The 12,207-nt window shown below is 71.3% G+C and carries 12 protein-coding genes; 9 read left to right on the top strand and 3 right to left on the bottom strand.

Annotated elements, in window-relative coordinates:
- The first annotated feature begins 14 nt into the window (after nt 1-14).
- Complete coding sequence (locus tag B0I32_RS48885; protein WP_106251480.1) at nt 15-683, top strand: GntR family transcriptional regulator; 669 nt, start codon at nt 15-17, stop codon at nt 681-683.
- A 304-nt stretch (nt 684-987) separates the two neighbouring features.
- Here the strand turns inward: B0I32_RS48885 and B0I32_RS48880 are convergent, their stop codons facing one another.
- A complete protein-coding gene (locus B0I32_RS48880) occupies nt 988-1,908 on the bottom strand; it encodes an EamA family transporter (RefSeq protein WP_106251479.1) in 921 nt (306 codons plus the stop codon).
- Nucleotides 1,909-2,032: 124 nt separating this feature from the next.
- Here B0I32_RS48880 and B0I32_RS48875 point away from each other — a divergent pair, with 124 nt between their 5' ends.
- Nucleotides 2,033-3,238, top strand: a complete 1,206-nt coding sequence (locus tag B0I32_RS48875; RefSeq protein ID WP_106251477.1) for an MFS transporter — start codon at nt 2,033-2,035, stop codon at nt 3,236-3,238.
- A gap of 71 nt (nt 3,239-3,309) precedes the next feature.
- Here B0I32_RS48875 and B0I32_RS48870 read toward each other — a convergent pair whose 3' ends face one another.
- The gene (locus B0I32_RS48870; protein ID WP_106251475.1) at nt 3,310-4,077 is read right to left on the bottom strand and encodes an ABC transporter permease; all 768 of its coding nucleotides are present in this window, start codon (nt 4,075-4,077) and stop codon (nt 3,310-3,312) included.
- Nucleotides 4,078-4,168: 91 nt separating this feature from the next.
- Entirely contained in the window at nt 4,169-5,077 is a 909-nt protein-coding gene (locus B0I32_RS48865) for an ABC transporter ATP-binding protein (RefSeq protein WP_106251474.1), read from the bottom strand.
- Between the two features lie 190 nt (nt 5,078-5,267).
- On the opposite strand from B0I32_RS48865, the gene B0I32_RS48860 reads away from it, so the two are divergent.
- The 7 genes from B0I32_RS48860 to B0I32_RS48830 all read left to right on the top strand — a co-directional run bounded on the left by B0I32_RS48860 (nt 5,268) and on the right by B0I32_RS48830 (nt 12,205).
- Nucleotides 5,268-6,512, top strand: coding sequence for a multidrug effflux MFS transporter (locus tag B0I32_RS48860; RefSeq protein WP_106251472.1), 1,245 nt, complete (start codon nt 5,268-5,270; stop codon nt 6,510-6,512).
- 92 nt (nt 6,513-6,604) lie between these two features.
- Complete coding sequence (locus tag B0I32_RS48855) at nt 6,605-7,303, top strand: helix-turn-helix transcriptional regulator (RefSeq protein WP_106251470.1); 699 nt, start codon at nt 6,605-6,607, stop codon at nt 7,301-7,303.
- On the top strand, nt 7,300-8,712 hold the full coding sequence (gene sufB, locus B0I32_RS48850) for a Fe-S cluster assembly protein SufB (protein WP_106251468.1): 1,413 nt from the start codon (nt 7,300-7,302) through the stop codon (nt 8,710-8,712). Before B0I32_RS48855 ends, sufB begins: the two co-directional genes overlap by 4 nt.
- A complete protein-coding gene (sufD, locus tag B0I32_RS48845; protein ID WP_106251466.1) occupies nt 8,712-9,881 on the top strand; it encodes a Fe-S cluster assembly protein SufD in 1,170 nt (389 codons plus the stop codon). The genes sufB and sufD overlap by 1 nt, the downstream gene beginning before the upstream one ends.
- On the top strand, nt 9,878-10,201 hold the full coding sequence (locus B0I32_RS48840) for a Rieske (2Fe-2S) protein (protein WP_106251464.1): 324 nt from the start codon (nt 9,878-9,880) through the stop codon (nt 10,199-10,201). Before sufD ends, B0I32_RS48840 begins: the two co-directional genes overlap by 4 nt.
- 4 nt (nt 10,202-10,205) lie before the next feature.
- Nucleotides 10,206-10,952, top strand: a complete 747-nt coding sequence (gene sufC, locus B0I32_RS48835; protein ID WP_106251463.1) for a Fe-S cluster assembly ATPase SufC — start codon at nt 10,206-10,208, stop codon at nt 10,950-10,952.
- Complete coding sequence (locus B0I32_RS48830; RefSeq protein ID WP_106251461.1) at nt 10,949-12,205, top strand: cysteine desulfurase; 1,257 nt, start codon at nt 10,949-10,951, stop codon at nt 12,203-12,205. The genes sufC and B0I32_RS48830 overlap by 4 nt, the downstream gene beginning before the upstream one ends.
- The last annotated feature ends 2 nt before the right edge of the window (nt 12,206-12,207 follow it).

Here is a 12,207-nt window from a genome sequence, read left to right as displayed (position 1 = left end):
GAGAGGATGGGCGGATGGCTGCCGAGGACCGGCTCGACCTGCCGATGGTGGGGGAGCGGCAGAGCCTGCGCGAGCAGGTCGCGCACGCGCTGCGGGCGGCGCTGATCACGGGGGAGATGCGGCCGGGGGTCGTCTACTCGGCGCCGGTGCTGGCCGCCCAGTTCGGCGTCTCGGCCACGCCCGTCCGTGAGGCGATGCTCGACCTGGCCAAGGAGGGCCTGGTCGAGGCGGTGCGCAACAAGGGCTTCCGGGTCACCGAGCTGTCCGACCGCGACCTCGACGAGCTCACCGAGATCCGCCAGCTCATCGAGGTGCCCACGGTGGCCAGGCTGGCCGACAGCTCGCGGGCGGAGGAGTTCGAGCGGCTGCGGCCCATCGCCGAGGAGATCGTCGCGGCCAGCGAACGCGGCGACCTGCTCGCGTACGTGGACGCCGACCTGCGCTTCCACGTCGAGCTGCTGTCGCTGTGCGGCAACGCCCACCTGGTGTCGGTGGTGCGCGACCTGCGCAACAGGGCCAGGCTCTACGGCCTGTCGCAGTTGTCGGAACGCGGCACGCTGGGCGGCTCGGCCAGGGAGCACCTCGAACTGCTCGACGCGCTCAGCCGCGGCGACAGCGAGGCGGTCGGCACCCTCATGGCCGAGCACATCGGACATGTCAGGGGCATCTGGGCCGAGCACTGACCGCCGGCCGGGCGGCGCGAGTTCCGACATTCGGGGATCAGACGCTCCCCTCAGGCGGTAATCTCATTTGCGGGCCGACCGGGCAAACGCCTCAGCGCGATCGCCGTCGGCTCGCCATCTCGTCCCCGTCGGACCGGCCACCATGCCGCTCCGGTGGTGGCATCCGCCTGGTCAAGCGGACACCCGCACTCCGCTGACCTTCGCGGGCTCGGCACACCCCGCCCACCGAGGCCGAGCCCTCCGCCGCGCGCCCGGGACCCCATCCAACGGGCGCGCGGCGGCCGCGCTTTCCGGCCGTCCCGCGCTATTTCACCCGCCGGGCGGCCCGCGTCGAGCCGAGGCTGGCGGCCACGATGCAGATGATCGCCGCCCACTGCTGCACGTGCAGCAGCTCGCTCAGCAGCAGCACCCCGATTAGCGCCGCCACGGCCGGTTCGAGGCTCATCAGGATGCCGAACACGTGCTTGGGCATCCGCCGCAGCGCCTGCAACTCCAGCGAGTAGGGGATCACCGACGACAGCAGCCCCACGCCCAGCCCGATCAGCAGCAGCTCGGGCCGCAGCAGCTCGGCACCGCCGGTCGTGGCCCCGACCGGGGCGATCACCACCGCCGAGACGATCATCGCGAACGAGAGCCCGGTCGTGCCGGGGAAACGCCGCCCGGCGGCGGCCGACAGCAGGATGTAGGCGGCCCACCCCAGGGCGGCCAGCACGGCGAACCCGATGCCGGCCCACTGCACCGTGGCCGACCCGCCCCACGGGGCCAGCAGCGCGACCCCGGCCGCCGCCAGGCCGACCCACACCAGGTCGACCCGCCGCCGCGACGCCGCGACCGCCACACCCAGCGGCCCGAGGAACTCGATGGCCACCGCGATCCCCATGGGCAGCCGCGACAGGGCCTCGTAGAAGGACAGGTTCATCAGGGCCAGCGTCAGGCCGAAGCCGAGGCCCACCGCCCAGTCGCGCCACGCCAGCCCCTTCAGCCTGGGTCTGGCGAACGCCCCCATGATGAGCGCCCCCGCCGTGATGCGCAGGAACACCACCGCGCTCGGCGGCAGCGCCGCGAACAGCTCCTTGGCGAACCCGGCGCCCAGCTGCACGGAGAAGATCGCCAGCACCACCAGCCCGCTGGGCGGGATGGAGTCGGCCGCGCTGCGCAGCAGGCTGCCCGGCCTGGGCAGGCCGGAGCCGCGGTCGTACGGGTCGTCGAGGGCGAAGGCGGTCACAGGACTCCTCTGGCGGATGCGAGGGGGCAACCGTCAGAGCTTACTCGGGCCCGCCGACATTCCCGTTTTGCGGCTGTACTACTGTTGATCGGGTCATTCATCCAGGCCAACGAACCGTGGACCCATGACGACCCCCGCTCCTCCCGTGAGTCTCGTCCGCCCGCCCCTGCCCCTGTCGGTGGCCGCGTTCATCAGCAGCTTCGACCGCTTCGCGGTGAGCCCGATGCTCGTGCTCATCGCCGACGATCTCGGCGTCTCCCTGTCGGGCGCGGTGGCCGCCGCGAGCGGCTACTACCTCGCGTACGGGCTGACCCAGCCGCTGTGGGGGCTGCTGTCCGACCGGCTCGGACGCGTGCGGGTCATGCGCTGGGCGCTGTTCGGCGCCGCCGTGGCCGGGGCGGTCTCGGCGCTGATGCCCGTGCTGGCGACGCTCGTGGTGGCCAGGGTCGTGACCGGCGCCTGCTTCGGCGCGGTCATCCCGACGGGGCTGACGTACGTGGGCGACACCGTACGCGCCGAGGTGCGCCAGCGGGCGCTCACCGACCTCATGGCCGCGGCCGCGCTCGGCACCGCGCTGGCCACCGGGCTCGGCGGGGTCGTCGCCGGTCTGGTGAACTGGCGGGTGGCCTTCACCGTGCCCGCCGTCTTCGCGCTGATCTGCGCGGTCGCGCTGCGCGCGCTGCCCGAGCCGCCCCGCCACGAAGGGAACGACGGCCGGGGCGTGGGCGGCTACCTGGGGGCGGTGCTGCGGCAGCGGTGGGCGCTGCTGGTGTTCGCGCTCGCCTTCACCGAGGGGGCGATCATGCTCGGCGCCATGCCGTTCCTGGCTCCCGCGCTGCAGCACACCGGCCTCGCCGCTGCCGTGGCCGGCCTGGCCATCACCGCGTACGGGCTGGGCCTGTGGGCCTTCGCCAAGCTGGTCAAGCACCTGTCCGGCCGCTGGCCCGTACCGCTGCTGATGGTCGTGGGCGGCGCGCAGCTCTGCGTGGGCTTCGCGATCGTGACGGTGAACGTCAGCGTGCCGTCCGTGGCCGTCACCGCGCTGCTGCTGGGCGGCGGCTGGTCGTTCCTGCACTCCTCGTTGCAGACCTGGGCCACCTCGGTCGTGCCCGAGGCCAGGGGGACGACGATCGCGTTCTTCGCCTGTTCCCTGTTCGTGGGCAGCGCGGTCGCCTCGTGGGCGGCCGGGCCGCTGGCCGAGGACGGGCGCTACGCGCTGCTGTTCGGCCTGGCCGCGGTAGCGGCGATCCCGCTGACCGCCGCGGCCGCGCTCGGCCGCCGCCGCTACGGCGCCCTGCGCGCCGCCCGCCCGGAACCCCAGCCCGAGTAGCCCGCACCGCCGGCGCCCGCGTACCCGAGCGCCCGCGTACCCGAGCGGCCGGGTCGCGCCAGCGGGCCGGCTCACTCCCAGCGGAAGGTGCGGGAGACCAGCGCCAGGGACAGCGCCGCCCACACGACCAGCACGACCACGGAGGCGAGCGGAAGCGCGGCGCCCTGGGAGAGCACGGCGCGCAGCCCGCCGGTGAGCGCGGAGATGGGCAGCGCCTCCAGGACCGGCCGCAGCCCCTCGGGGAACTTCGTCAGCGGGAACATCACCCCGCCCGCCCCCAGCAGCACCAGGTAGACCAGGTTGGCGCCGGCCAGCGTGGCCTCGGCGCGCAGGGTGCCCGCCATGAGCAGCCCCAGCCCGCTGAAGGCCGCCGTGCCCAGCACGATCAGCAGCGCGGCGGCCAGGAACGATCCCTGCGGCCGCCAGCCCAGCGCCAGCCCCACGGCCACGATGATGACCGCCTGGACCGCCTCCACGCCGACGACCGCCGTCGTCTTGGCGAGCATGAGCCCGCTCCTGGACAGCGGTGTGGCGCCCAGCCGCTTGAGCACGCCGTAACGGCGCTCGAACCCGGTCGCGATGGCCTGCCCGGTGAAGGCGGTGGACATGACCGCCAGCGCCAGCACGCCGGGGACCAGGAAGTCGGCCCGCCGCCCGCCGCCGACGTCGATCAGCGGCGCCAGCGAGAAGCCGGTCAGCAGCAGCACGGGGATGACCAGGGTCAGCAGGAGCTGCTCGCCGTTGCGCAGCATCGCGCGGATCTCCGCGCCCGCCTGCGCCAGCACCATGCGCCCGAACGGCGCCGCGCCGGGCGCGGGCGTGAGGTCCAGCGTGGTCATCGCGACTCCCGGCGGGTAGATGGCAGGAACCGGTCGAGCGTGGTCATCGCGGCTCCCCGGCGGGTGGGTGGCAGGGACCGGCCCGGCGTGGTCATCGCAGCTCCCTGCCGGTCAGTTCGAGGAAGACGTCTTCGAGGGTGCGCCGTTCGATGCGCAGGTCGTCGGCGGTGACGCCCTCGGCCGCGCACCAGGCCGTCACCGTGGCCAGCAGCTCGGGCCCCACCTGACCCTCGATGATGTAGTGGCCGGAGGGCGACTCCTTGGCCGCGCTGCCCGCGGGCAGCGCGTTGAGCAGCTCTTCCAGGCCCAGCCCCGGCCTGGCCCTGAACCGGAGCTGGCGCTCGGCCCCGGTCAGCGAGGCGGGGCTGCCCTCGGCCACCACGCGCCCCCTGTCGATGATCACCACGTGGTCGGCCAGGCGCTCGGCCTCGTCCATGTGGTGCGTGGTCAGCACCACCGACACGCCCGCCTGGCGCAGCTCGGCCACCAGCTCCCAGCAGGCGTGCCTGGCCTGCGGGTCGAGGCCCGCCGTCGGCTCGTCGAGGAAGACCAGCTCGGGCCGGCCGACGACGGCCGCCGCCAGCGAGAGCCGCTGCTGCTGACCGCCGGACAGCCGCCGGTAGGGGGTGCGGGCGTGGTCGGTGAGGCCCAGCCGGGCCAGCAGCGCCGCGGTGTCGAGCGGGCCGGCGTAGAAGCGCGAGACCAGCCGCAGCCACTCGGCGCAGCGCATCGCCGGGGGCACGCCGCCCGCCTGCAGCATCACGCCCACCCGCGCGCGCAGCTCGGGCCGCGTGGGGGACAGGCCGAGCACTCTGACCGTGCCCGCGTCGGCGGTGCGGAAGCCCTCGCAGATCTCCACCGTGGACGTCTTGCCCGCGCCGTTGGGGCCGAGCACCGCGGTGACCGCTCCGCGTTCGGCCCGCAGCGTGAGGCCGTCGACGGCGGTGCTGCCGCCGTAGCGTTTGACCAGGTCGACGATCTCGACGGCTGGGGAGTCCATGCCACGAGTTTAGGGACTCCGTCCGACGGTTCCGGCGTCAGGTGAGCATGACCGCATGGGCCGGGCGTCATCTCCCGCCGAGCACGGCAGATCCGGAAATATCTGATAACCGGGAATTAGGAGGACCGGAACGGGGTTGGATCCCTCGGCCCTCGTGGGCCACAGGTCTGCGAGGGAAAGGGGTTCACGCATGTCCGTGGCAGAAGCCACGCCCGCAGCCATGTCCACCGTCTCCACCGTCGAGGGGGAGCACAAGCGCCGCCGCGGCCTGCTGCTGCTGATCCTCGGAGCGCTGTCGGCGATCGGGCCGCTCTCCATCGACATGTACCTCCCCGCGTTGCCGGCCATCACCTCCGAGATGCTCAGCGCGCCCGCGCAGGTCCAGCTCACGCTCACCGCCTGCCTCATCGGCGTCTCCGTGGGGCAGATCATCGCCGGTCCCCTCAGCGACGTGCGCGGGCGGCGGGTGCCGCTGATGGTGGGCGTGGCCGGGTTCATGCTCGCCTCGCTGCTGTGCGCGTTCGCCCCCTCGGTGCCGATGCTCATCGCCTTCCGCCTGCTCCAGGGCATGCTGGGCGGCGCCGCGCTGGTCATCGTGCGGGCCGTCGTGCGCGACCTGTACGACGGGGCCGCCATCGCCCGCATCTTCGCCACGCTGATGCTCGTCAGCGGCCTGGCACCGATCCTGGCCCCGATCGCCGGGGCGCAGCTGCTCGCGTTCACCTCGTGGCGGGGCGTGTTCGTCGCGCTCAGCATCGCGGGGGTCGTGCTGCTGCTGGCGGTGTTGTCGGGCGTACGCGAGACGCTGCCCCCCGCCGCGCGGGAGAGCGGCGGGCTCGCGCACACCGCGCGCACGTTCTGGCAACTGCTGCGCGACCGCACGTTCATGGGCTACGCCCTCACCGGCGGGCTGGCGTTCGGCGCCATGTTCGGCTACATCTCGGGCTCGCCGTTCGTGCTCCAGGAGGTGTACGGCGCCACGCCCCAGCAGTACTCGCTCATCTTCGGCCTCAACGCCCTGGCCCTGACCGGCACCGCCCAGCTCGGCGGCCGCCTGTCGGGACGGGTGCCGCCCGTCCTGCTGGTCCGCGTCGGGCTCGGCGTCGGCCTGACCGGCGCGGTCCTGCTGATGGCCGCCGCGCTGGCGGGTCTCGGCCTGTGGGGCATCGTGGCCGGGCTCTTCGTCCTCATGCTGGGCCAGGGCCTGACCCTGCCCGGCACCGGCGCGCTGGCCCTGGGCTCCCAGCCCGCGCACGTCGCGGGCAGCGCCTCGGCCCTGACGGGGGTGCTGCAGTTCGCGCTGGGCGCCGCCGCGGCCCCGCTGGTCGGACTTGCCGGATCCGGCACCGCCGTGCCCATGGCGTGTGTCATGCTCGGGCTCATCCTGTGCTCGGTGCTCACGTTCACCTTCCTGAGCCGGGCAAAAGTTAGGTAAGGCTACCCTGCGTGACAAATTCCATTCCCGCCCCTGCTCGGATCCGTTTGGAAAGCGGGAAGGAATTACGGCACACTGATGTTGTGAAAAACATGCCCACGATGGAGCCAGGCCACGAGCGCGGCACCCGCGCCCGCGTCGCCAGGCTGATTCTTGAGCATGGTCCCGTCGCGGCCGCGGCACTCGGCGAGCGGCTCGGGCTCACGCCCGCCGCCGTCCGGCGTCACCTCGACGCGCTGCTGGCCGACGGGATGATCGAGCCTCGTACGGTACGCCCCCGCGGGCAACGCGGGCGCGGACGGCCCGCCAAGCTGTTCGCGATCACCGACGCGGGGCGGAGTGCTTTCGAGCACGCCTATGACGACCTGGCCGGGAGCGCGCTGCGTTTCCTGGCCGAGCGCATGGGAGAGCAAGCCGTGGCCGACTTCGCCCGCGAGCAGGTGTCGAGCCTGCTGGAGCGGCTGGAGCCGGCCATGCGGGCGGTGCCGGCGGACCAGCGCGTGCAGGTGCTGGCGCAGGCGCTGTCGGCGGAGGGGTATGCCGCCTCGGCCAGCAAGGCCAAGTCCGGCGGCGACCAGCTCTGCCAGCACCACTGCCCGGTGGCGCACGCGGCCGCGGAGTTCCCGCAGCTGTGTGAGGCCGAGACGGAGGCGTTCGCGCAGCTGCTCGGCACGCCGGTGCAGCGCCTGGCCACGATCGCCCACGGCGACGGGGTGTGCACGACGCACGTGTCGCCGCAGTCGCTGAGCGATTCCGCACATAGAGACAAGAGCAAGGAGACCGGAAGGTGACTGTCACCGACCGCCCGGAGCTGGAAGGCCTCGGGAATTACAAGTTCGGCTGGGCCGACCCGGATGCCGCGGGCGCGGCGGCCAAGCGAGGCCTGTCCGAGGAGGTCGTCCGCAACATCTCCGGACTCAAGAACGAGCCGGAATGGATGCTCGACCTTCGCCTGAAGGGCCTCCGCCTGTTCGACAGGAAGCCGCTGCCGACCTGGGGTTCCGACCTCACCGCCATCGACTTCGACAACATCAAGTACTTCGTGCGCTCGACCGAGAAGCAGGCCGCTTCCTGGGACGAGCTGCCCGCCGACATCAAGAACACCTACGACAAGCTCGGCATCCCCGAGGCGGAGAAGCAGCGCCTCATCGCCGGCGTCGCCGCCCAGTACGAGTCGGAGGTCGTCTACCACAAGATCCGTGAGGACCTTGAGGAGAAGGGCGTCATCTTCGTCGACACCGACACGGGCCTGAAGGAGCACGAGGAGCTCTTCAAGGAGTACTTCGGCTCGGTGATCCCGGTGGGCGACAACAAGTTCGCCGCGCTCAACACCTCCGTGTGGTCCGGTGGCTCGTTCATCTACGTGCCGCCGAACGTCGAGGTCGAGATCCCGCTGCAGGCCTACTTCCGGATCAACACCGAGAACATGGGCCAGTTCGAGCGGACGCTGATCATCGTCGACGAGAACAGCTACGTGCATTACGTCGAGGGCTGCACCGCGCCGATCTACTCCTCCGACTCGCTGCACAGCGCGGTCGTCGAGATCATCGTGAAGAAGAACGCCCGCTGCCGTTACACGACCATTCAGAACTGGTCCAACAACGTCTACAACCTGGTCACCAAGCGCGCCGTCGCCTACGAGGGCGCGACCATGGAGTGGATCGACGGCAACATCGGCTCCAAGGTCACGATGAAGTACCCGGCCGTCTACCTCATGGGCGAGCACGCCAAGGGCGAGACCCTGAGCGTCGCGTTCGCCGGCGAGGGCCAGCACCAGGACGCCGGCTCCAAGATGGTGCACCTGGCGCCCAACACCAGCTCCAGCGTCATCTCCAAGTCGGTGGCGCGCGGCGGCGGCCGCACCTCCTACCGCGGTCTCGTGCAGATCGAGGAGGGCGCCCACGGCAGCGCCAGCACCGTCAAGTGCGACGCGCTGCTGGTCGACCAGATCAGCCGCTCCGACACCTACCCCTACGTCGACGTCCGCGAGGACGACGTCTCGATGGGTCACGAGGCCACGGTCTCCAAGGTCAGCGAGGACCAGCTCTTCTACCTCATGAGCCGCGGCCTCGACGAGGACGAGGCGATGGCGATGATCGTGCGCGGCTTCGTCGAGCCGATCGCGCGTGAGCTGCCCATGGAGTACGCGCTCGAGCTCAACCGGCTGATCGAGCTGCAGATGGAAGGAGCCGTCGGCTGATGGGCCTGAACGAGAAGCCCCTGTCGACCCTGCACGAGAAGGCGTCCTACGACCTGGCCGACTTCGACGTCCCGACCGGGCGCGAGGAGGCGTGGCGCTTCACGCCGCTGGCCCGCCTGAAGGGCCTGCACAACGGCAAGGCCGAGGCCGCCGGGCACGTCCGGGTCGACGTCGAGGCCGCACCCGAGGTCACCGTCGAGACGGTCGGCCGCGACGACGCCCGCGTGGGCAAGTCGTTCATGCCGGCCGACCGGGTCAGCGCCCAGGCGTGGAACAGCTTCGAGAAGGCCACCGTGATCACGGTGCCGCGCGAGGCCGTCACCTCCAAGCCCACCGTGCTCACGCTGACCGGCACCGGCGACGGCGCCGCCTACGGCCACATCGTGGTCAAGGTCGAGCCGATGGCCGAGGCCGTGCTCGTGCTCGACCACAAGGGCAGCGCCGTCTACGCCGACAACATCGAGTTCGTCGTCGGCGACGGCGCCAGCCTCAGGGTCGTCAGCCTCCAGGACTGGGACGACGACGCCGTGCACGTCTCCTCCCACCACGCCTCGCTGGCCAAGGACGCGACGTTCCGCAGCTTCGTGGTGACGTTCGGCGGCGACCTCGTCCGCCTGTCGCCCAGCGTCACCTACACCGCCCCCGGCGGCGACGCCGACATGTCGGGCGTCTACTTCGTCGACGCCGGCCAGCACCTGGAGCACCGCCTCCTGGTCGACCACTCGCAGCCCAACTGCAAGAGCAACGTCGACTACCGCGGCGCCCTCCAGGGCGACCGGGCGCACGCCGTCTGGATCGGCGACGTGATCATCAGGGTCGAGGCCGAGGGCACCGACACGTACGAGCTCAACCGCAACCTCATCCTCACCGACGGCGCCCGCGCCGACTCGGTGCCCAACCTGGAGATCCTCACCGGCGAGGTCGCCGGAGCGGGGCACGCCTCCGCCTCCGGCCGGCTCGACGACGAGCACATCTTCTACCTCCAGGCCCGCGGCATCCCCTACGACGAGGCCCGCCGCCTGGTCGTGCGGGGCTTCCTCGGCCAGCTCATCGAGAAGATCCAGATCGACGAGATCCGCGAGCGCGTCATGAACGCCCTGGAGGCGGAGCTCAACACCGCCGAGTCCGTCGCCGAGGCGGCCGAGCCCGTCGCGGAGACCGTTCGATGAGCTTCGAGAAGGTGTGCAAGGTCGAGGACATCCCCGAAGGGGGCGTCCTCGGTGTCGAGGTCGGCGCGGACGAGACGCCGGTGGCGCTGGTCCGCAGGGGCGAAGAGGTCTTCGCCCTGCACGACGTCTGCTCCCACGCCGAGGTCAAGCTCAGCGAGGGGGAGGTCTACGACGGCACCCTGGAGTGCTGGCTGCACGGCTCGTGCTTCGACATCCAGACCGGCAAGCCCACCGGGCCGCCCGCGACCCAGCCCGTGAACGTCTACACAGTCAAGATCGACGGCGATGACGTGCTCGTCTCGCTCTCGAAGGAGTCCTAAGCACATGTCCACCCTAGAGATTCGTGACCTGCAGGTCGCCGTCGAGGACAAGGAAATCCTGCGCGGCGTCAACCTGACCGTCCAGGCCGGGCAGACCCACGCCATCATGGGCCCCAACGGCTCGGGCAAGTCGACCCTCGCCTACGCCATCGCCGGCCACCCGAAGTACACCGTCACCGGCGGCCAGGTGCTGCTCGACGGCGTCGACCTGCTGGAGCTGTCCGTCGACGAGCGGGCCCGCGCCGGTCTGTTCCTGGCCATGCAGTACCCCGTCGAGGTCCCCGGCGTGTCCGTGTCGAACTTCCTGCGCTCGGCCGTCACCGCCGTCCGCGGCGAGGCGCCCAAGCTGCGCGAGTTCGCCAAGGACCTCAAGGGCGGCATGGACGCCCTGTCCATCGACCCCGCCTTCGCCCAGCGCAACCTCAACGAGGGCTTCTCCGGCGGCGAGAAGAAGCGCCACGAGATCCTCCAGATGGAGCTGCTCAAGCCGAAGATCGCGGTGCTCGACGAGACCGACTCCGGCCTCGACGTCGACGCGCTGCGCGTGGTCTCCGAGGGCATCAACCGCTTCCGCGCCTCCGGCGACACCGGCGTGCTGCTGATCACGCACTACACCCGCATCCTGCGCTACGTGAAGCCCGACTTCGTGCACGTCTTCGCGGCCGGCCGGATCGTCGAGCAGGGCGGGCCCGAACTGGCCGACAAGCTCGAGGCCGAGGGCTACGAGCAGTACACGAAGGCGTCTGCATGACTTCACACAGCTTCGATGTGGAGAAGATCAGGGAAGACTTCCCGATCTTCTCCCGCGAGCTGCCCGACGGGCGTCCGCTCGTCTATCTCGACTCGGGCAACTCCTCACAGAAGCCCAACCAGGTCATCGAGACCATGCGGGAGCACCTGGCGCTGCACTACAGCAACGTCGGGCGCGCCATGCACGTGCTCGGCGCCGAGTCGACCGACGCCTACGAGAACGCCCGCGACAAGATCGCGGGCTTCGTCGGGGCGCCGTCGCGCGACGAGGTGATCTTCACCAAGAACGCCTCCGAGGCGCTCAACCTGCTCGCCTACTCCTTCGGCAACCCGGTCAACACCGATCCGCGCTTCACCCTCGGCCCCGGTGACGAGATCGTCATCTCCGAGATGGAGCACCACTCCAACATCGTGCCGTGGCAGCTGCTCGCGCAGCGCACCGGCGCGACGCTGAAGTGGTTCGGCGTCACCGACGACGGGCGGCTCGACTACACGCCCGAGCTCATCACCGAGCGGACGAAGATCGTCTCGATCGCGCACCAGTCCAACGTGCTGGGCACCGTCAACCCGGTGGCCGAGGTGGCCGCGCGGGCCCGTGAGGCAGGCGCGCTGGTCGCGCTCGACGCCTCCCAGTCCGTGCCGCACCACCCGGTCGACGTGACCGCGCTGGGCGCCGACTTCGTGGCCTTCACCGGCCACAAGATGGTCGGCCCCTCCGGCATCGGCGTGCTGTGGGGGCGCGGCGAGCTGCTGGAGGCCATGCCGCCGTTCCTGGGCGGGGGCGAGATGATCGAGGCGGTCTGGATGGACCGCTCGACGTACGCGCCGATCCCGCACAAGTTCGAGGCGGGCACGCCGCCGATCGTCGAGGCCATCGGGCTCGGCGCGGCGGTCGACTACCTCACCGAGGTCGGCATGGAGGCCGTCGAGGCGCACGAGCGCACGCTGACGGCCTACGCGCTCGACGCCCTGCGCGAGGTGCCCACCCTGCGCGTCATCGGCCCCGAGACGCTCGAAGGGCGCGGGGGCACGGTGTCGTTCACGCTGGAGGGCATCCACCCGCACGACGTCGGGCAGATCCTGGACGACCAGTTCGGGGTCGCCGTACGCGTCGGGCACCACTGCGCGCGCCCGCTGCACCTGCGCTTCGGAATACCCGCGACCACGCGGGCGTCGTTCTACCTGTACAACACCACGGGCGAGATCGACGCCCTGGTGCGCGGCCTCCATCACGTTCAGAAGGTGTTCGCATAGCC

The sequence above is a fragment of the Nonomuraea fuscirosea genome (genome assembly GCF_003001935.1).
In the GTDB taxonomy this organism is placed as follows: Bacteria; Actinomycetota; Actinomycetes; order Streptosporangiales; family Streptosporangiaceae; genus Nonomuraea; species Nonomuraea fuscirosea.
The sequence above is the reverse complement of the archived record's forward strand: the minus strand, read 5'-3'. Positions and strand labels throughout refer to the sequence as shown.